The sequence below is a fragment of the Aeromonas sp. s3 genome, assembly GCF_040907805.1.
In the GTDB taxonomy this organism is placed as follows: domain Bacteria; phylum Pseudomonadota; class Gammaproteobacteria; order Enterobacterales; family Aeromonadaceae; genus Aeromonas; species Aeromonas dhakensis.
In genome coordinates, this window is record NZ_JBFOCQ010000008.1 from 1 (window position 1) to 19,779 (window position 19,779).

Sequence of the window (19,779 nt, forward strand, 5' to 3'; positions counted from 1 at the left end):
ACTGCGCACTTTGAATCGACCAATCTGATGTCCCAACTCTTGCATCATCGACATCAAGGCGCGGCTGCCAGCCGAGTCCCGGCTCGCTTTGAACAAACGGCGCAACTCGCTGCGTTGTTGCATCCGCTCACGGTTAATCACCCGTTTGCGAGCCTGATAGTCGTAAAAACAGGACGTGGGAACATCAAAAGCGCAGCAGACCAGGGTGATGGGGGCTTGCTCCCTTAATCGGTCTATCAGCGCGTACGTGTGAATTCGTCCGCCATCAAGAGAGCAGTAGCCTTTTTTAGAATGTCCTTTTCGCGCTCGAGCCGGTTGATACGGGCTTCCAGCTCCTGGATTTTTTGCTGTTCCGGGGTCAGCGCCTTGCTGATCGGGGTTGTGCCAGTTCGTTCGGATTGAAGCTGCTGAACCCAGCGGCGAAGCACGGTTTCACCGACATCCAGTGAACGGCTGGCTTCGGGGACAGAATATCCCTGGTCGAGCACCAGGGATGCGGCTTCCAGCTTGAACTCGGCAGTAAATGAGCGACGTAATCTTGTCATTGAACACCTCAGGTCTGGGTGGCGACTGTACCACCTAAAATGGTGTCCGGGATGATTAGACCACTACAGATTGCCTGCCGCATCGAGTGCTGTTTGGCCTGTAGTCGGGTCAAAGCGCACCAGTTGCGAGATACCATCGTTGTAGTGCTGGCCCACAACCGCGCTGCCAGACTCGCTATACAGCTCTACAGAGAGACGCTTACCGGCAGCATCAGTGCCAGAGGCAGTGATGGTAACATCGATGTACGGCTTCGCATTGGTCAGGGCAGTGCCGTCTACTTTCATGGTGAAAGTGCGGTCAGCAACGTCTGCACTCGGCATGACGTCTGCACTCGGCATGACGCCTGCACCTGTGCCTTTTGTCCATCCGTAGTAAGCACGGAGGTTGCCATCAGGCATCGTCAACAGGCGAGCGGCATCAGGGCTGTCAGGGCTGTTGTAGAAGTTTTGGAGCAAATATCTCTCGCTTGGGCCATACGAGTAAATATCCCCTTTGTCAATGGCGGAAGGACTGCCACCGAACATGTTGTTCTTGGTCAGGTTACCGTAACCACACATCAGACGACCAGCCCAGATGCCCCCTTGGTCGCAGAATCCTTCTGCACCTTTACGGTTGTAAAGATCTTCTGCGCCGAACAGGTGGAATGCTTCATGTGCGTAGGTATCAGGGGTGGTGTCATAACGACTCACCATTAAATCAGCGCCGGAAGTAGCCATCCCATCAAACTTGCCATCTGGGCCGCCCTTGGTGGTGATCCACATATCGGCACCAGAGCTGTGCGCAGCGAAGGTCAGGTCTTGAATGTCCTGCTCGTTGGTGCATACACCGTCCCACAGCGGAGGCGCCATGATGCCGAAGTTCGGGCCATAAGAGCTACGAACACCGATAACCTTTTCGTTGAGCAGAACAACCGCGGCTGAGTAGCCTGTTTTACACGTCGGGTTCAGGACGGTATCGCTCATAACGAGGATCTGCTTCACCTCGAAATGCAGGTTCTCAGGATTGCCATTTTTGACGATGCCGGTGCGTTGACTAGTGTAATACTCGTCCATAGCCGCTACGCGCTGGTGAATAGTGTTAAACACTTTTTCGGCACCATCTTGATCAACGATGGATTTAGGAACCATTACGTTTACATCAATAACCGTAGTGGCCATCACCGCATTGCTTGCAACCAAGGTTGCAGCCATAAGGAGTAGCTTTGACATCAATAGTTTCTCCGGAACTAGTATAACCATATGAAACCGAAAAAAACACTCCAACGAATCCAATTTGCAATGCGTGACATGATGTTTTAAAAAAAACGTCATGATTTGTGAACGGATTCACAATCCCATGAAACACAAAGATTTTATTAACTCTCTGCTTAACCCCCACTTTATTACCCCCTCGGGGCTAACCTATCCAATCACTTTTACAACTTTACCAATAATGAATAGAGCCACCCGTTGACTTAACAACACGAACACACTCTATACCCAACTATCGAGAGCTAAAACGAGCCATAATTGTTATTGAAATTTACATGTCATGACCATAAGCCATATTGTTCCATAGCCATTTTCATTGCTTTTATAATATACAAAAACAATTATTAAATTGATTTCAGCAGTATGAAAATGACGACTTGTTTTTCTATATCATAAAAGCAAGCCGTCTAAAAATATGGTAAATTGACACATATACCAATCATGTTTAACCTCCTAAAAAATAGGAGGCTATATGAACAACAATGAACCAGCACTAATAAGAACAAAAACACTATTAAAAAAACTTGGCATATCCAGATCGACGCTGTACAGATGGATTAAAGAAGACAAATTCCCACCACCTATCAATAAGGGCTTTTATTCTGTCGCAGCGATAAATAGCTGGATATCAAGGGAAAAGCACTCATCTTAGATGATGAATCACACCATCTTATGGTTCAATTATATTTAAATATCCTGCAAGGATTTTACTGCTTCCATTAATTTTGTATCCCATAACTCATATGCCTCACGTTGCTCATCAATCCAGTCATGCAGATTGTAGATGGCCATCACTCCAGCCATTCGGTGGCCAAGCATTTTTTCGGTTACCTGTGGCATAACACGCTCTTCCGATAGTCGCGTACTCAACGTTCGACACATGTCATGCATACGCCAATACGGCAGATCCAGTTTATCTCGCACACGCTCTGCTAACTGGATGAGAGATGCACTGCTCAATGACCTTTTCGGATTCACTGGCGAGCGACATACAGAGCCGCCCTTTAGCCGAGATCTCGCTGCCGTTTCTTGCAACAACATCATCACTCTCGTAGGAATAGGCCGACGTATTGGCGCACCACATTTGGCTCGAGCAGCGGGAACCGTCCAAATTTGCTCCTCCATATTGAACTCACTCCACTGCGCACCCAATGCCTCGCCGCTACGACAGCCAAGCAGGATCACCAATTTGGCTGCCAATTTTAATCCGCGGCTGGCCCTGCTCTGTTCAAATGCAATCCAAATCTGAGCGAGTTCACGCATGGTCAACACACGAGTGCCTCTCTCAGGTTGAGAGCCCACATCTTCGGTGCGTAATTGCAGCACCGGGGAGCCGCCAATGAGATTACGCCGAATACAAAAACTAAGAATGGATTTTAACCTGCGCAATAAATGCCCTGCGTTTTTCGGCTTTTTCTTGCCAATCTTATCAAACCACTCCAGCCAGCTCGAAAACGGGATCTGTTCAACCGGAATACCAATAAACAGAGGTTCGAAATAGCGCTGCATGGTATGCTCATAGAGCATGACCGTACGAGGCCGCAGCTTGGGCAGATGGTGTTCACGAAAATGCTCGCAGCACTGTTTAAGTGTGACATCATGCTTCTGGTGGAGCTTATCCCAGAAAACTCTGGGATGTTCATTACGCTCAAGTGCACCACGGATTGCAGGGATCAACGCCCTGGCATCAGCGAGTTTAAGGTCGGGATAGCGTCCAATTTTGAGTCTCGCCGCTTTTCCTTGCCAGCGATAGCGATATTGCCACGAGATGGTGCCTCGCTCGGTGACCCGAGCTGACAATCCATCACGGTCTGACAATTCCGTCTTGCCAAAGTAGGGCTTACCATAGAGGGCCCGTAGCTTCGTATCAGTAAGTGGCATATGACTCTCCTGTGACTGGTTATCTGATTTTTCACTGACACATTAACGCGTCCTAACGTGTACACAGATATGTACCAAACTGGTCTGAAACGGACTGAATCAAGATCGGACAAAGTGAGACAATCTGAGATAACACTCCGTATAACGACTTGTTTTTCAAGCATATAGACACAATTCAGAACCACGAAATGAACCAGCAGACAAATCCTACCTTCTATTTCCACGATTACGAGACTTTCGGCATCAGCCCGGCCAAGGACAGACCGGCGCAGTTTGCCGGCATTCGCACCGACGCCGATTTCAACCTCATCGGCGAGCCGCTGGTCATCTATTGCAAGCCGCCGGCGGATTACCTGCCGGAGCCGGAGGCGTGCCTCATCACCGGCATCACGCCGCAAAAAGCGATGAAGGACGGCCTGTGCGAGGCGGATTTCATCCGTCAGATCCACGAGCAGTTCGCCACCCCGGGCACCTGCGTACTTGGCTACAACAGCATCCGCTTCGATGACGAGGTGACCCGCTACACCCTTTATCGCAACTTCTATGACCCCTATGCCTACGCCTGGCAAAACGGCAACTCCCGCTGGGATATCCTCGACATGCTGCGCGCCTGCTATGCCCTGCGCCGGGAGGGGATCGAGTGGGCGTTTGACGAAGAGGGCAAGCCGAGTTTCCGGCTGGAGAAGCTCACCGTCGCCAACGGCGTGGCCCACGCCAACGCCCACGATGCGCTCTCCGACGTACTGGCCACCATCGAGATGGCCAGGCTGGTGAAAAAGGCCCAGCCCAAGCTGTTCGATTATCTCTTTGATCTTCGCAACAAGAGCAAGGTGAAGGCCCTCATCGACGTGGTGACCATGAAGCCGCTGGTACACGTCTCCGGCATGTTCTCCCCCTGGCAGGGGTGCGCAAGCTGGGTGTCGCCGCTCGCATGGCACCCCAGCAACCAGAACGCGGTCATCATGGTGGATCTGACTCGCGATCCCACCCCACTCATCGAGCTCACCAGCGAGGAAATCCGCGAGCGCCTCTACACCAAGAAAGAGGAGCTGGGGGATCTGGCCGGCATTCCGGTGAAGCTGGTGCACATCAACAAGTGCCCGGTGCTGGCGCCGGCCGCCACCCTGACGCCGGAGCGGGCGGACCAGCTGGGCATCGACCGGGCTCAGTGCCGCAAGAGCCTGGATCTGCTGCGCGCCCACCCCGAAGTGCGGGAAAAACTGGTGGAAGTATTCAATCAGGAGTTTGCCGGCAACAATGACGGCGATCCGGATACCCAGCTCTACGCCGGCTTCTTTGGTCACGGCGACAAGTCCACCATGGATCTGGTGCGCGCCACCCCGGCGGACCTGCTGGGCGAGCGGGAGTTTGCCTTCACGGATCCACGGCTGCCGGAGATGCTGTTCCGCTACCGCGCCCGCAACTGGCCGCACACTTTGAGCGAAACGGAGCAAAAGCGCTGGCGGCTGCACTGCAGCGACTACTTCAGCCGTCGTCTGCCCGACTATGTGCCACGCCTCGAGGCGCTGGCCGAGCAGAATCAGGGGAACGATCGGAACTTTGCCATCCTCAAGAGCCTCTATCACTACCTCGAAAATCTGTGAGATGTGACCCGCCTCACGGTTAAATGACTGTACGCTCCCCCGCCCCGCGACATAATGGGAAGGGGAGCAAAGACTCCTGATGTTTCAATTATTTGTGCGCTAACATTGCACTAACGGCCGGTTGGCCTATCGACCCTTGGGGATGCCTCATCCGATGCGTTCAGGATTATCCGGTTTTGGTTTGCTCATCTGCGCCCTGCTGCCATCGACCAGCATGGCAGGTGTGCGCTTTGATATCCCCGACTACCTGCTGCAGTTGCCGCAGCAGACCTATGAGCTGATCGAGAGCAACTTCAGTCGCCTCTATCGGCAGACCGACTTCACCCCCCAGATCACCAATAGCTATTTCAACCGCTCCGATCTCTACAACTTCGTCGGCGTGCCATTGGCCATCACTCCCCAGGCCGGTTTTCAGCTGGAGGTATTCGGCCAGCTCTACAACCGCGCCTCCCAGAGCTATGTGCACATGAGCCAGGACATGTCGCTCTATCGGATGATCCGGGCCGACATGATGGGTAACACCAACGACGAGGTGGCCCTCGGCATGGGGCTCGGCATTCCGCTCACGGCGCAGCTCACCTTCAAGGCCCTGCTCTCCAGCAACGAGATCCCGGGCTATGGCGCCGCCAACTACGCCATCGGCTTCGAGTGGCGTTACTGACTCCGCTATAGCAGCTCCTTTCACAATAGATTCAGGCTCCCGTGGGAGCCTGAATCATGATTGCCAGCCTGCTCAGCGGTAGCGGATCACCCGCCCCTCGCCCCCCTGCAGGATGAGCGCAGTGCCGACGGCCCCCTCATCCCAGAAATCTTCGCCTCCTGCCGGCAACAGGAACTCCTGAGGCTGCGCCTCCCAGTTGAAGAGGCAGAGCAGGGTGCCGCCCTCGGGTAGGCTCACCTCGCCGCAGGCAAAGTCCATCGACTCGAAACGGGCGCCAGGGGCCCGCGCCGCGCAGAGCTCGAGCAGCTTGCGCAGCTGCGCCGCCTGTTCCTCGTCGAGATCTTGCAGCCTGTCCCCGGCCAGCATCATGCCGCCGCTTGCCACCAGCGCCGCCAGATGGAAACGGTACTCGGCAGGGCTCGCCTGCTGGCTCGGCAGATCCCGCAGGCAGATGCAGTCGGGGTCGAGGGCCCACAGCCGGTCGTTCTGCCAGGCGCGGCAGAAGGCCTCACGAGCGATCTGGCGATAGCGCTGGCCGTGGCGCTCCACGTCATCGCTCACCCGCATGCCGTGCACCAGACCAAGGCTTGGCCAGATGGGCGCATTGCAACCGAGCAGGAAGGCCCCCTCGCCCGCCCCGCGCAGGATGGCGGCCATGCCGCGCCGGTAGGCCTCGACCCGGGTGGCAGCCGGGTCGTGGAAGCAACCGCCGTGGATGGCCCCCCAGAAGTTGGCATCGAGCTTGAAGTAGTGGATGCCCCACTGCTCGCGCAGGGTGCAGAACACCCGCTCGAGGTGAGCCTGCACCTCGGGGTGGGTGCCATCCAGCACGTACCAGGGGGTACAGCGCCAGCCGCCGTAGGTAACCCGCTCGGAGGGTAGCGGCAGCCCGTCCTCCCCCTTCACGAACCAGTCGGGGTGATCCTGAAACACCTGGGAGCCGGGCTCGGCGATAAAGGGGGCCACCCAGAGCGCCGGCTCGCAGCCAGCGTCTTTGATCTCGGCGGCCAGGGACGCCACCCCCTGCTCGAACTTGGCCGACGGGGTGAGCCAGTCGCCCATTTTGGCCTGATAACCGTCGTCAATCTGCACGTAGCGCAGGGCCGGGAAACGCTCGGCACGCACCTGCAGGTTCTCGCGAATGTCGGCGGCGCTCACGTCCGCATAATAGTGGTACCAGGAGCACCAGCCGCTGGGACGCTCCCCGACCTGGCCGATCAGCGAGCCATGCTCGGCCTCGATCCGCTGCGCCAGTTCGGCCAGCAGCGCCTCCCGATCTTTTCCCTCGAGACAGAGCAGCGCCTCGCTCTGCCAGAACTGGCCGGCCGGGAGCGCACGCCCCTCGCCGTTCATCAGGATCTGCAGCCGGCCATCGGGGTAGAGCCGAAACTCCCCGCCAAAGCGCTGGCAGCTGGCAAAGGCGAGCAGTAGCCAGCCCTTGTCATGCTCCACCAGCAGCAGGTTGTGCACCGTATGATAGCCCTGATCGTCGGTGATGCGATAGACGCCGGCATCGGGGCAGCGGCCGACCGGTTGCGGCGCGTGCCAGCTGCCCATGGTCTGGGCCAGCATCTGGAAGCCTTCGCCGTAGATGGCGCTCGCGGGCGAGAGGCCGAGCTTGCCGTCAAACAGCGTCCAGTGCCCGACCCGGGTCTCGCTGCTGCCGGTGTTGTCGAGCCGCACCCGGCACAGGGGGCCTTCCCACTGGCGGGTTTGCAGCAACGAAGGGGGGAGATGGTGGTCGTCCGCCAGCTGACGCAGGCGGGACAAGAGAGATGTCATGGCGACTCCTTGTGGTTCGAAAAGGGTTCTATCTGAAAATCCTCAATGAAATCAGCCTCAAACGAACTGATTTCAGCTGTTATTGTTTTAATGCCGCGACCCTGTCTCTCTGGTAGACTGGCGTATTACTTAGTTCACCGTTACCAAGATGGGGCTCCTGTGATCGCGCAACGTGCCTTGCTGTACCTTCGTGACTTTCTGGTCATCGTCGCCTGCCTGCTGGCGGGCAAAACCCTGGCAGCCATCCTGCCGTTCGCCTTTCCCGGCAGCATCATCGGCATGCTGCTGCTGTTCGTGCTGCTCTCCCTGCAGCTGGTGAAACTGCACTGGGTCGAGCAGGGCGCCGGCCTGCTGCTGCGCCACATGGGGGTCTTGTTCGTGCCGGTGGCGGTCGGGCTGGTGGCCTGGCTGGAGCCGCTGCGCCAATCCTTCGGCCTCATCATGCTCTGCATCGTGCTCGGGATCGTGCTGATCCTCGGCACCGTCGGCCGCCTCTACCAGAGGATGAACAGATGATCTTCTGGCTGGCCATTCCCTTGACCCTGGCGCTCTACTTCGCCACCCGGGCCCTCTATCGCAAGCTGCCCTGGCCCATCATCAACCCGGTGCTGGTGCCCACTGCCATCATCATCGGCCTGCTGCTCTGGTTCGATCTGCCGCTAGAGCAGTACGAGAGCGGCACCCGCCCCATCACGGCGCTGCTGGAGCCGGCGGTGGTGGCGCTGGCGCTGCCCCTCTATCAGCAGGCCCGCCAGATCCAGGCCAGGCTCAAACCCATCCTGATCTGCACCCTGAGCTCGGTCCTGATCTCGGTCTGCACTACCCTGGCAGTCGGTCATTTCATGGGCGCCGATCCGGCACTGCTGGCCTCGCTCGCCACCAAATCCATCACCACCCCGCTCGCCATGAGCGTCAGCCAGTCCCTCGGCGGCATTCCTGCCATCGCCGCCGCCGTGGTGGTGGTAGTCGGGATCGTCGGCGCCCTGGTAGGCTTCCCCCTGCTCAGGCTGATGCGGGTCACCGACCCTGAAGCCCAGGGGCTGGCCATGGGGGCCTGCGCCCACGCCATCGGCACCGCCACCTCCGCCGAGCAGGGCATCACCCAGGGCGCCTTTGCCTCGCTGGCCATGGTGGTGTGCGGCATCCTCACCGCCGCCGTGGCGCCCCTGCTGTTTGCCATTTACCACTGGTTGGGCTGAAGCGCACCCTTTTCCGCTGCGGCGGGCCTGCGGGCCCGCCGATGTGCGACCTGCCGCACAATTTGCACAAGACAAACGTTTCCATTAACATCCCCCTCCGTTTGCCCGTCAGGGCGTGAGCACGCTCACACATTTAGCCGAGCTTGCTCCCTACAATGGCCCCCCAATTGGCCTTTGAGGACACACTATGCATCCCCGTTTTGCCAAGCCACTCGATACCCTGTCCGCTCCGCTCAAGGCAGCCCTGCTGCCCATGCTGGGCGATGACTTCCAGGCCCGCTTCACCGCCGATCAGGTCGCGACCCTGAAAGCCGCTACCGGTCTTGACGATCGCGCCCTGCGCCTGGCCCTGCTGCCGCTGGCCGCCGCCTGCTCGGTGGCCCCCATCTCCAAGTTCTTCGTCGGTGCCATCGCCTGCGGCCTGAGCGGCAACTGGTATTTCGGCGCCAACATGGAGTTCGCCGGCCAGGGACTGTTCCACTCGGTGCATGCCGAGCAGTCCGCCATCTCCAACGCCTGGCTGGGCGGCGAGACCGGCATCTCCGAGATCACCGTCAACTACACCCCCTGCGGTCACTGCCGCCAGTTCATGAACGAGCTGAGCACCGCCAAGACCCTCAAGGTCTCCCTGCCGGACGACTTGAGCGCGCTGCAATCCTTCCTGCCCCACTCGTTCGGCCCGGCGGATCTGGACATCACGGACGCCCTGATGAGCCCGCAGTCCCACGACGAGCTCCAGCTTGAGAGCGAGGATCCGCTGTGGCAGGCCGCGCTGGCCGCCGCCCGCCAGAGCTACGCCCCCTACAGCCAGGGTTATGCCGCAGTGGCACTGCAGTTCGCCGACGGGCGCATCTTCTGCGGCCGCTACGCCGAGAATGCCGCCTTCAACCCCAGCCTGCCACCGATGCAGATGGCCTGTGCCCATGCAGTGCTGGGCGGCGAGGATCTCGCCACCATCCGCCGCGCCGTGCTGCTGGAGAGCAAGGATGGCCAGATCAGCCAGCAGGACTCCGCCCGCGCCACCCTCAAGGCGCTCGGTTCGGTCGAACTGGAGTATCAGGCGGTCTGATCGGCCATAGCCTGAAACAACAAGGGGAGCCAATGGCTCCCCTTGTTGCTTTGTGGTGATCAGCTGATCCCCTGTCATGACTCCCAGACGATGCTCTGGGAGGAGGACCAGGCGTCCCCCAGGTTTGCGTACTTCTGCTCCAGCAGGTGGCGACGGATCTTCATGGTGGGCGTCAGCACCCCGTTCTCGATGTTCCAGGGGCTCTTCACCACCAGGATGCCGCGAATTTTGGCATGGGACTCCAGCTGCTCGTTGACCCGGTTGCGGGCCGCCTCCAGCTGGGCATTGACCTGATTGCGATCCCCCTTCATGGCGTGTTCAGCCAGCTGTACCAGCGCCACCGGCTGCGGCATGCCATAGCCGATCACGCACAGCTGCTCGATGATGGGCTCCTGGCCCAGCAGCCCCTCGATGGGCACCGGCGCCACATACTTGCCCTTGGCGGTCTTGAACACGTCCTTCATGCGGCCGGTGATGGTGAGGTAGCCCTCCCGATCCAGCTTGCCCATGTCGCCGGTGTGCAGCCAGCCCTCTTCATCGATGGCCTCGCGGCTGTGCTCGGGATCCTTGTAGTAGCCCAGCATCATGCCCTCGCAGCGACAGAGGATCTCCCCCTCGTCGGAGATCTTGATGTTGACTCCGATCCCCGCCTTGCCGACAGTGCCTATCTTGTCGGCCCTGAACGGGTAGTTGATGGTCGAGTAGGCGTGGTTTTCGGTCATGCCCCAGGCTTCGGTCACCTGAAGGCCTATGCTCAGGTACCACTCAAGCAGGGCCGGCGACACGGGGGCCGAGCCGCAGCCCAGCACCCGCGCCTGATCCAGCCCCAGCCCCTTCTGCAGCTTGCGCTTGATGAGGCCCGAGACGAAGGGGATCTTGAGCAGCAGCGCCAGCTTCTGCTGGGGCAGCTTCTCGAGGATCTTGATGCGGAACATGGCCCACAGCCGCGGCACCGAGATGAACACGGTGGGACGGCAGCGTTTGACGTCCTCGATGAAGGTATCGAGGGACTCGGGGAAGGCGATGGTGGCGCCGCCGTAGAGGCTGCCACCGTAGATGTAGACCCGCTCTGTGATGTGGGCGAGCGGCAGATAGGAGAAACCGCGGTCGGACTGGGTCAGACCCACGGTCTCCACCAGCTTCTCGCACGACCAGGCGTAACGTTCGACGCTCAGCATGGCCCCTTTCGGCTTGCCGGTGCTGCCGGAGGTGTAGACCAGGCTCAGCAGGGCGTCCGGCGCCTGCACCGGGCTGTCCGGGATCGGCTCGTGGCGATCCAGCAGTTCGTCCCACTGGTGGGCCGCCGGCATGGTGTCATAGGGAAAGGCGATGCGCAGCAGATCGGCAGGCACCCCCGCCTCCTGGCTCTTCCAGTCATCGAGCTTGCCGACGAAAATGGCCTTGGCCTCGCTGTGGCGCAGCACGTATTCGATGGTGTCGACGTTGGCGGTGGGGTAGATGGGCACGCTCACGTACTGCCCCATCTGCATGGCGAGATCGGCGATGAACCACTGGGCGCAGTTCTTGGAAAGCAGTGCCACCTTGTCGCCGGCCACCAGCCCCAGTTGACGCAGTGCCGTCACCATGCGGCGGGCCTCGTCGGCCACTTCGCCCCAGGTGAAGTCCACGTATTCTCGGTTGATGGTTTGACGCAGATAGACTCTGTCAGGAGACTGCCGCTCCCAGTGATAGAGCATTTCGAGCGGCAGTTTATTGGCAATACGCGAGGAGGAAGCCATAGTTTAATCCCTGAAACAAAAGGCGAAACTTATTATTAACCTTTCACTAACCTCAGGGAAGAATAAACTTAAACTTCTGTTTGAACTGTGTAACCGATCAAGCTTCTGCCTGTTGTTGCAAACGAATCCACATCGCCTGCACCAGCTTCTCATCCTCTTCCGAGAGTTCACCCTGCAAAATGGCCTCGTTCAGGCTGCGCAGCACATAGCTCTTTACATCCCGCACCAGGGTCTTGCCTTCCAGCTCGGCCCGCGCCACCGCCAGCGAGATGTGGCCGCGCAGGTAGCCCCCGGCAAACAGCTCGTCATCGGTCGCCGTGGCCACCATGCTGTCTATCAGTCCCAACAACTTGTGCTCAAATTCATGAATCGTCATTTAACGCAGCCTCATTTTCCGGGATTGCCGGCAAAATAATTCGGGGGAGTGGAACCGCGATCCGGTTGATCGCGGCTCTCTGGCGCCAGGCCAGCCGCATCCTTGATGTCCTATTCCGGGTTGGCCACCGGGTAGATGACCTGATCCTTGTATCCCGTGGTGATCCGCAGATAACCACTTAACGACCGGTTCAGCGCCGGATCATCGGTATCCACCAGCAGCGGACGGCCAGCGAGGGCTGCCAGCTTGGCTTTGGTGGCCAGGACCTGGATCTGGTCCCGCCCGACGGCCCGGATCACCTCTGGACTCAGTTGCTGATTTCCGCGCCCGAACAGATGTCCCTGACCGCCGATCAGGGTGATGATCAGCCGGCAGCGACGACCGCGGATCCGGGTCAGGATCTCGGCGGCGCAGAGATCCTGCCCGATAAGCTGGCCATTTTCCACCAGATCCACACCGAGCAGGGTATTTTCCAGACCCAGCTCCGCCATGCAGGCCGCCACCGTGCTGCCGGAGCCCATCAGATAGAGGGTATCGGGCTCCATCTGCTCGACCACACCGGCGGCGATGTCCGCCAGCACCAGCTCTTCGGACTCTCGTCCCCCCTGCTTGACCGCCTGCACGTAGCGCAGATCGCCGGGCACCTGCAGCTGGCCATAGTGGCGGGCGCGCACCTTGCCGGCGCGAAACGCCTCCTCGTCGATGTCCATCACCTCGGCATCCACCAGGCTCAGCAGTTCGCCTGCGATCATCCTGGCCGCCACCCGGCCGCTGGCGGCGGGGGTCACCCCGTACACCCCGGAGTGGATCTTGCAGCCGGCCGGAATGCCCAGCACATGGCATGACTCCCCCACCGCCGTACAGATGTCCCGCGCCGTGCCGTCACCGCCGGCAAACAGCAGCAGATCGACGCCGGCCTCGCGCAGCGCCAGCGCCGCCGCGCGGGTATCGGCCGCCGTGGTGGGCACAGTGGCGGGCTGGTAGACGATGCGACAGGGCAGACCGAGCTCGCCGGCAAGCCCGGCCCCCATCTCCCCCGCCACCGTCAGCAGCTCGAAGCGCTCCGCCAGTTCACACAATGGCAGCAGCGCCTGACGAGCCCGCTCGCAAGCCTTGGGCACGGCGCCACGGGCCAGCGCCTCGGCCACCATGCCGTCACTGCCCTTGAGACCGACCGCGCCGCCGATGCCGGCGACCGGATTGATGATGAGTCCTAAACGAAACATATGTCCCTCCCGTTGGATGGTCGCCATTTTTATCTTTTCCAGCCACTGGGACAAGCCATAACCCCCTGCTAAAATGCGCGGTTTCAACCCTCAACCAAAGTTCAACCAAGGTTTCATCATGCTGGAATGGGTTCTGGACCCCTCTGCCTGGGTCGCGCTCGCCACCCTGACCCTGCTCGAGATCGTGCTCGGCATCGACAACATCATCTTCATCTCCATCCTGGTCGGCCGTCTGCCGGAAGCCCAGCGCCAGAAGGCGCGGATCCTGGGGCTGGCGCTTGCCATGGGCACCCGCATCCTGCTGCTGCTCTCCTTGGCCTGGGTGATGCGCCTCACCGAGCCGCTGTTCACCGTGCTGGGCGAGGCCATCTCGGGCCGCGATCTCATCCTGTTGCTGGGGGGCCTGTTCCTCATCGGCAAGAGTGCCCACGAGATCCACGCCACCCTGGAGGGGGCCGCCGAGCCCGAGAGCGTGAGCACGGCCGCCTCCGGCTTCATCAGCACCCTGATCCAGATCGCCATCCTCGACATCGTCTTCAGCCTGGACTCGGTCATCACGGCGGTGGGCATGGCGGATCACGTGCCGGTCATGGTGCTGGCCATCATGATCGCCGTCTTCATCATGATGTTCGCCGCCAAGGCCATCGGCGACTTCGTCGACAACCACCCCACCATCAAGATGCTGGCCCTCTCCTTCCTCACCCTGGTGGGCTTTGCACTGATGGCCGAGGGGATGGACCTGCACATTCCGAAGGGCTACATCTACTTCGCCATGGCCTTCTCGCTGACGGTGGAGATGATCAACATCCGCCTGCGCAGTCATCACGACCGCGAGAAGCTCAAGCAGCAATAACGGCGAGCCACAAAAAAGAGCGCCTGATGGCGCTCTTTTTGTATCTACACAACCGTGTCATTCATTGCTGATGACAATCGCCACGCGGCGGTTCTCGGCCCGACCGGCAGCCGTCTTGTTGTCGGCTATCGGATCGCGCTCGCCACGGCCCCGGATGTCCAGGTTGGCCTGCGGCATGCCGACCGAAACCAGCACGTCGGCCACCGACTGTGCCCGCTTGTAGGAGAGCTGATCGTTATAGTCCGCCGCCCCGTTGGAGTCGGTATGACCATCGATCCGCGCCCGGTTCAAGCCCACTTCCAGCAGAGTCGTCCCCAGTTTTTCCACCACGACGCGCGTCTTGGGGGTCAGGGCATCCGCGTTGTTGGCAAACAGCACACGGTTGGAGAAGTCCAGAGTCCAACCCTCGTCGGTCAGGCGAAAGCCTTGCTCCTTGAGTACGGCGATCTGCTCTGCCGTGAGGCCGTGGGGAGCACTCTGGCAACCCATCAGCACGCTCAGCAGCAGACCGATCAAGCCGGTTTTCATCAGGACATGGATCTTCATTGTTATTTTTCCTCAGCAGAGACATCAAATTCCAGCTGATCATGGAGTGCAAGCTCCCGACGCAGCCGTTTGGCTTGGTACATGGCATGGTCCGCCTGCTGCAGCAGATCGGCGGCACTCTGCCCCTGATCCGGATACAGCGCGACGCCGATGCTGACGGCCGCCACCAGCTGGCTGCCGTCCCCCAGTACCACGGGGTCCGCCATGGCCTGCTGGATGCGGGCAACCACATCCTCCGCCTCCTCCACCAGGGAGAGGGGGGTAAGCAGGATGGCAAACTCGTCGCCCCCCAGACGGCATACCAGATCCATCGGCCGCAGCTGATGTTGTACCCGTCTGGCCAGCGCGATCAGTACGTCATCCCCAGCGGCATGGCCCAGGGTGTCGTTGATCTGCTTGAAGCGATCACAATCGAGGTAGAGCAGCGCGAAGCGCTCGTCATGCAGCCGGCCCGTGGTGACCGCCTGATCCAGACGAGCCTCAAACAGAGCGCGATTGGGCAAGCCGGTCAAGGCATCGTGGGTGGCCTGGTGCAGCAGGCTGGCATTCTCCCGCCGTTGGTGGGCCTGCCAGGCCTCCAGCTCGTCGAGCAGGGAGTTGAAATCCTGACCCAGCTCGTGCAGCTCGGCGATGTTGGCCTCCGGCACCCGCATGGCGAGGATCCGCTGGCGGCTCACGCTGTGGGCCACCTGGGCCAGCTCCTTGAGCGGCGCCGTGAGGGAGTGTTGCATCCGGTGCGCCACATAGAGGGCCCCCAGAGTGCTGAGCACCAGACAGAGCAGCATGGCCAGCAGGGTTTGCAGCAGGAACAACAACAGATACTGGCCGTGCCCCACCAGGTGGATGTGGGCGATCTCCATGCCCCCCCGCATCATGGGCTGATCCACCGGCCCCGGCAGGATGATCCGCGCCAGATACTGCTCAAGGCCGGACCAGGGGGTGCTCATGGCCCGGCTCCAGCTCGCCAGCAGCTGGCCGCTCGGCAGATAGATGCTGGCCTGCGCCACGTCTTCGTGCGTGAGGATGGCCTCCAGCGCCTCCCGGGCCGCCTCCTCGTCGTGGAACACCACGGCCGCTTCGCTGGTATAGCCGATGGCGCGGGCGACCAGCTCCAGATTGTGATCCGCATAGAGCCGCAGCGCCAGCAGGGCGATGCCGGTCAGCAGCAGACCGGCCATGCAGACCGCGGTCAGGGACGTCACCAGATGGGTGCGTCCCAGACTCTGTCGCAAGGTAAGGCGCTGGGAGGGGGGGCGGAACAGACCTATCATGCCCCCCCCTCATCGGCCTTGGCCAGTTTGAGCACCGCCGGATGGACCCGCACTCCGCTCCTGGCCAGGGCATCCAGATTGACCCTGAACCGGATCCGCTCCTTGCCGATCTGCAGGCAGAAGACGGCGTCGGCCACGCACTCCGAACTGGATTCGCTGATGCTGAGGATGGGGTAGCCACGCAGCCGCTCGAACAGCGGCAAGCGCCGCTCGGAGGAGAGCACCCCCAGATAGAGCACGTCGCACTGGGGGCCGATCGCCTCGTCATCGATCTCGTAGCGATGGACGCTGACCGGCCGGCCGTTGGCCTGCTGCTTGATGGAAAAGAGTGCGGTGGCATACTCCGTCGGCGCCGCCACGCACAGGCGCAGCTCGCTCGGTTCACTCGGCCAGCGGGTATAGCTGAGAATGTCGAGCACGGTCTGGCGTACCTGCTCGGACCGCAGCTCGGCCGCGGTGAGCGGGGGCGACTCGCCGGAGAGGGCCAGCGAGCAAAACAGGGGCGCCAGCCACACCAGGATCCTGAACAGTGAAAAAGTGTGCATCATGCCTGCGCTTACACCCGCCTCAGCAACCACACAGGGCACAGACCCGAAGGGGGTGAGCCGGCAGGAGATAGTATGGAACTTGTCAGCAGCATGACAAGGCGCAGCCCGCAGAGCAAGGGGTTGGCCGGGCTGGCGTCACAATAATGAAAAGGGCCCACCCCGGCGTGAGCCCTGCGATAAGTTACATTCATGGGGTTACTTCTTGCTGATCCCGTATTCCCGCAGTTTGTTGGCGATGGCGGTGTGCGACACCCCCAGCCGTTTGGCCAGCTGACGGGTGGAGGGGAACGCCGGGTAGAGCCGCTCCAGCAGCCGGCTCTCGAAGCGTTTCACCGCCTCGTCCAGCCCCCCTTCGAACCACTCGTCGATGAGCGGCATGGCATCGGCCGCCACCGGCAAGTCCACGTGCTCCGGTCCGATCTCGTCCCCTTCCAGCAAGGTCATGGCACGATAGAGGCAGTTGCGCAGCTGGCGCACGTTGCCGGGCCAGCGATAGGCGGTCAGGTACTCGGCCATGTTGCGGGTAAAGCGCGGGCGCGGGCGCTGCAGTTCGCTGGCAAAGCGGGAGACGAACTGCTGGGCCAGCGCCATGATGTCCGCCTTGCGCTCGCGCAGCGGCGGCAGCGCCAGACTCAGCACGTTGAGGCGATAGTAGAGGTCTTCCCGGAACTTGCCCTCGTGCACCAGATCCAGCAGCTGTTTCTGGGTGGTGCAGATGAAGCGCACGTTGACCTTCACCTCCTGCTCGTCGCCGACCCGGCGGAACACGCCGTCCTGCAGCACCCGCAGAAACTTGGTCTGCAGATGGGGGGACATGTCGCCGATCTCGTCCAGCATCAGGGTGCCGCCGCTGGCCAGCTCCAGTACCCCGCGCTTGCCCTCGGTGTTGTTGCCAAAGGCGCCGGGGGCGTAGCCGAACAGCTCGCTCTCGGCCACGTTGTCCGGCATGGCCGCGCAGTTGAGCGCCATGAAGGGGTGACTGGAGCGCAGGCTGGCACCGTGGCAGGCGCGGGCCAGCAGCTCCTTGCCGGTGCCGGTCTCGCCGACGATGAGCAGCGGCGCATCCTGCATCGCCAGCTTGCTCGCCTGGGCCAGCACCTGTTTCATCTTCTGGCTCTCGGCCTGCAGGTGCTCAAAGCCCCCCACTTCCACCGCGTGCAGCGCGCTGAAGTGCATGCCGACCCGGCGGGCGGACTTGAGCACCACCACAGCGCCGGCCAGGGCCTGCTTGCCCTTCTCCTCGGCCACGAACAGCGGCATCAGATCCGCCAGATACTCCTCGCCGCCGATGCTGAGCTTGCAGGTCTGCGGGCGGATCTCGCTCGCCTCCAGCCAGCGGCTGAAGGAGAAGCCCTTGACCAGGGAGCCGAGCGCCGCGCCGCGCACCTCCTCCACCGGCAGGGCCAGGGTGGTGAGGGCGGACTGGTTGGCCTGGGTCACCTTGCCCTTGGCATCGAGGGAGAAGACCAGATCCGGCAGCGCCTTGAGCAGGGCCTCAATCTCGTGGTGCTCTCGCTCGGAGGGCATGTAGGGGATGGTCTTGACGTCATAGACGCCGGGAATGCGGCGGATCTCCGGCATCAGGTGCTGGAAATCACGAAACTCCAGCTCGGGAAAGTTGAGATAGATGATGCCTGAGGTATCGATTTCGATGCCGCGCAGATCGATGTTGTGCTCCACCAGGCGGTCGAGCAGTTCCCGGGTCAGGCCCAGGCGGTCTTCACAGCTGACTTCAAGACGCATTCGGGACACACTTCCTAGCTAACTCTATGAATGACCGGATAATACAGACTCGATCCCGCCAGTGCGAGCGCCAGCCCATAAAAATGCGGGCCCGCCCCGTTTTCACCGGGCAGGCCCGCGTCATCTACAGGCGTTTATTTGAACGACTTGTCGGTGAACGATGGCCTCTTCACTTCAGCAGCTCATCCGTGCGCGCCGCCATGATGAAGTCGTTGCGGTGCAAGCCACCTATCTTGTGGGTCCACCAGCTGGCGGTCACCATCTCGCCCACTCGGTGAGTGAGGGCGTCTTCACTTCAGCAGCTCATCCGTACGCGCCGCCATGATGAAGTCGTTGCGGTGTAATCCGCCAATTTTGTGGGTCCACCAGCTGACGGTCACCTTGCCCCATTCGGTGAGAATGGCGGGATGATGAAACTCCGCCTCCGCCAGCTCACCCAGGCGGTTGGTGAAGGCGAGCGCCTCCTTGAAGTTGCGGAAGGTGAATTCGCGCCGCAGCTGCAGCTCACCTTTTACCACCAGCGGCTGCCAGTCGGGGATGAGGCGCATCAGTTCGCTCAGCTCCTGCTCGCTCACCTTGGGGGCATCGGCGCGGCACGCTTCACACTGCTGGCTGGCCAGTTCGGACATGGGACTCTCCTTGTGTATCGATGAAAAGGGGTGATCAACACCGGCGGACGGCTCAGCTCGCCTGCTTGCCGCCGGCCGGTGCAAAACGGGGTGGACGCAGCCCCATGCGGCGCGCCTCGGCCACCATGGCCATGATGTCCTGCTCCGCCAGACGATAGAGCTCATCAAGCTCGGGCAGCACGAAATAGGTGGGCTGCATGATGTCGATGCGATACGGGGTGCGCAGCACCTCGATGGGATCAAAGGGTTGCAGCACAGGTTGGCTGCCGAGGGCATAGGCGGTCTCGCCGATGGAGGAGAGAATGCCGCCACCGTAGATGCGAAGCCCCTTCGCCGTGGCCAGCAGGCCAAACTCCACCGTGAACCAGTAGAGCCGCGCCAGAAAGACCCGATCTTCCTTGCCGGCCCGCTGGCCGAGCTGGCCATAGACATGGGTGAAGTGGGCGAAGGCGGGGTTGGTCAGCATGGCGCAATGGCCGAAGATCTCGTGAAAGATGTCGGGCTCCTGCAGGTAATCGAGCTCGTCCCGGCGGCGAATAAAGGTGGCCACCGGAAACTGGCGGTTGGCCAGCAGGGCAAAGAAGCGGTCAAAGGAGATGAGCGCCGGCACCGCCGCCACCGACCAGCCGGTGGCCGGTTGCAGCACGGCGTTGATCTGGGCCAGTTGGGGGATCCGATCCCGGGGCAGGTCGAGCCGCGCCAGCCCGGCCTGGTACTCGTCACAGGCCTTGCCTTCGAGCGCCGCCAACTGGCGTGCGATCAGGATCTGCCAGGTGCAGTGCTCCTCGTCCGAGTAGTGGATCGTGCCCGCTTCGTCCGGCTGATGGGCGGTGTAGAGACTTGCCATGGGTGACTC

Annotated in this window: 19 protein-coding genes and 2 pseudogenes; 7 read left to right on the plus strand and 14 right to left on the minus strand. The window is 60.9% G+C overall.

All coding sequences use genetic code 11. From position 1 onward, the window contains the following. Together AB5Y98_RS04330 and AB5Y98_RS04335 are read right to left on the minus strand one after the other, a co-directional pair. Positions 1-545 (minus strand): annotated as a pseudogene (locus tag AB5Y98_RS04330) (transposase); the annotation flags it as partial. A gap of 63 nt (positions 546-608) precedes the next feature. Further along, positions 609-1,754 (minus strand): SVAGG family GlyGly-CTERM protein, encoded by a 1,146-nt coding sequence (locus AB5Y98_RS04335; protein ID WP_368231407.1) that lies wholly within the window; start codon positions 1,752-1,754, stop codon positions 609-611. 514 nt (positions 1,755-2,268) lie between these two features. Here AB5Y98_RS04335 and AB5Y98_RS04340 point away from each other — a divergent pair. Continuing rightward, the gene (locus AB5Y98_RS04340; protein ID WP_080689340.1) at positions 2,269-2,448 is read left to right on the plus strand and encodes an AlpA family phage regulatory protein; all 180 of its coding nucleotides are present in this window, start codon (positions 2,269-2,271) and stop codon (positions 2,446-2,448) included. A 35-nt stretch (positions 2,449-2,483) separates the two neighbouring features. Here the strand turns inward: AB5Y98_RS04340 and AB5Y98_RS04345 are convergent, their stop codons facing one another. Beyond that, a complete protein-coding gene (locus tag AB5Y98_RS04345; RefSeq protein WP_368231408.1) occupies positions 2,484-3,677 on the minus strand; it encodes a tyrosine-type recombinase/integrase in 1,194 nt (397 codons plus the stop codon). A 188-nt stretch (positions 3,678-3,865) separates the two neighbouring features. Here AB5Y98_RS04345 and sbcB point away from each other — a divergent pair, with 188 nt between their 5' ends. Together sbcB and AB5Y98_RS04355 are read left to right on the plus strand one after the other, a co-directional pair. Further along, positions 3,866-5,281: an exodeoxyribonuclease I gene (sbcB, locus tag AB5Y98_RS04350; RefSeq protein WP_368231409.1), complete on the plus strand. Its 1,416-nt coding sequence runs from the start codon at positions 3,866-3,868 to the stop codon at positions 5,279-5,281. Between the two features lie 154 nt (positions 5,282-5,435). Then, positions 5,436-5,942: a hypothetical protein gene (locus tag AB5Y98_RS04355; RefSeq protein ID WP_005300120.1), complete on the plus strand. Its 507-nt coding sequence runs from the start codon at positions 5,436-5,438 to the stop codon at positions 5,940-5,942. Between the two features lie 72 nt (positions 5,943-6,014). Here the strand turns inward: AB5Y98_RS04355 and AB5Y98_RS04360 are convergent, their stop codons facing one another. Continuing rightward, entirely contained in the window at positions 6,015-7,724 is a 1,710-nt protein-coding gene (locus tag AB5Y98_RS04360; RefSeq protein WP_368231410.1) for a glycoside hydrolase family 36 protein, read from the minus strand. A gap of 159 nt (positions 7,725-7,883) precedes the next feature. On the opposite strand from AB5Y98_RS04360, the gene AB5Y98_RS04365 reads away from it, so the two are divergent. From AB5Y98_RS04365 to cdd, 3 genes are all read left to right on the plus strand, one after another. Continuing rightward, a complete protein-coding gene (locus AB5Y98_RS04365) occupies positions 7,884-8,240 on the plus strand; it encodes a CidA/LrgA family protein (protein WP_010634193.1) in 357 nt (118 codons plus the stop codon). Next, the gene (locus AB5Y98_RS04370) at positions 8,237-8,923 is read left to right on the plus strand and encodes an LrgB family protein (RefSeq protein WP_324002611.1); all 687 of its coding nucleotides are present in this window, start codon (positions 8,237-8,239) and stop codon (positions 8,921-8,923) included. The genes AB5Y98_RS04365 and AB5Y98_RS04370 overlap by 4 nt, the downstream gene beginning before the upstream one ends. 187 nt (positions 8,924-9,110) lie before the next feature. Further along, complete coding sequence (gene cdd, locus AB5Y98_RS04375) at positions 9,111-9,992, plus strand: cytidine deaminase (RefSeq protein WP_042007764.1); 882 nt, start codon at positions 9,111-9,113, stop codon at positions 9,990-9,992. 74 nt (positions 9,993-10,066) lie between these two features. Here cdd and AB5Y98_RS04380 read toward each other — a convergent pair whose 3' ends face one another. The 3 genes from AB5Y98_RS04380 to AB5Y98_RS04390 form a co-directional block, all read right to left on the minus strand. Then, the gene (locus tag AB5Y98_RS04380; RefSeq protein ID WP_010634196.1) at positions 10,067-11,731 is read right to left on the minus strand and encodes an AMP-binding protein; all 1,665 of its coding nucleotides are present in this window, start codon (positions 11,729-11,731) and stop codon (positions 10,067-10,069) included. A 97-nt stretch (positions 11,732-11,828) separates the two neighbouring features. After that, positions 11,829-12,107 carry a YfcL family protein gene (locus AB5Y98_RS04385; protein ID WP_005300108.1) on the minus strand — a complete coding sequence of 93 codons (279 nt, stop codon included), beginning with the start codon at positions 12,105-12,107 and terminating at the stop codon, positions 11,829-11,831. 110 nt (positions 12,108-12,217) lie between these two features. Beyond that, positions 12,218-13,333 carry an ATP-NAD kinase family protein gene (locus tag AB5Y98_RS04390; protein ID WP_206865313.1) on the minus strand — a complete coding sequence of 372 codons (1,116 nt, stop codon included), beginning with the start codon at positions 13,331-13,333 and terminating at the stop codon, positions 12,218-12,220. Between the two features lie 118 nt (positions 13,334-13,451). Here AB5Y98_RS04390 and AB5Y98_RS04395 point away from each other — a divergent pair, with 118 nt between their 5' ends. Next, positions 13,452-14,186, plus strand: coding sequence for a TerC family protein (locus tag AB5Y98_RS04395; protein WP_005300104.1), 735 nt, complete (start codon positions 13,452-13,454; stop codon positions 14,184-14,186). A 57-nt stretch (positions 14,187-14,243) separates the two neighbouring features. Here AB5Y98_RS04395 and AB5Y98_RS04400 read toward each other — a convergent pair whose 3' ends face one another. The 7 genes and pseudogenes from AB5Y98_RS04400 to phhA form a co-directional block, all read right to left on the minus strand. Then, entirely contained in the window at positions 14,244-14,732 is a 489-nt protein-coding gene (locus AB5Y98_RS04400; RefSeq protein WP_005300102.1) for an OmpA family protein, read from the minus strand. A 2-nt stretch (positions 14,733-14,734) separates the two neighbouring features. Continuing rightward, complete coding sequence (locus tag AB5Y98_RS04405; RefSeq protein WP_095592910.1) at positions 14,735-16,003, minus strand: diguanylate cyclase; 1,269 nt, start codon at positions 16,001-16,003, stop codon at positions 14,735-14,737. Next, a complete protein-coding gene (locus AB5Y98_RS04410) occupies positions 16,000-16,551 on the minus strand; it encodes a YfiR family protein (protein WP_026141383.1) in 552 nt (183 codons plus the stop codon). The genes AB5Y98_RS04405 and AB5Y98_RS04410 overlap by 4 nt, the downstream gene beginning before the upstream one ends. 195 nt (positions 16,552-16,746) lie before the next feature. After that, positions 16,747-18,294, minus strand: coding sequence for a transcriptional regulator TyrR (gene tyrR / locus AB5Y98_RS04415; protein ID WP_010634201.1), 1,548 nt, complete (start codon positions 18,292-18,294; stop codon positions 16,747-16,749). A gap of 169 nt (positions 18,295-18,463) precedes the next feature. Continuing rightward, positions 18,464-18,553: pseudogene (locus AB5Y98_RS04420) on the minus strand (4a-hydroxytetrahydrobiopterin dehydratase); the annotation flags it as partial. Positions 18,554-18,584: 31 nt separating this feature from the next. Next, positions 18,585-18,923: a 4a-hydroxytetrahydrobiopterin dehydratase gene (locus AB5Y98_RS04425; RefSeq protein WP_005300093.1), complete on the minus strand. Its 339-nt coding sequence runs from the start codon at positions 18,921-18,923 to the stop codon at positions 18,585-18,587. Between the two features lie 52 nt (positions 18,924-18,975). Then, positions 18,976-19,770 carry a phenylalanine 4-monooxygenase gene (phhA, locus tag AB5Y98_RS04430; RefSeq protein ID WP_368231411.1) on the minus strand — a complete coding sequence of 265 codons (795 nt, stop codon included), beginning with the start codon at positions 19,768-19,770 and terminating at the stop codon, positions 18,976-18,978. Positions 19,771-19,779: the final 9 nt, after the last annotated feature.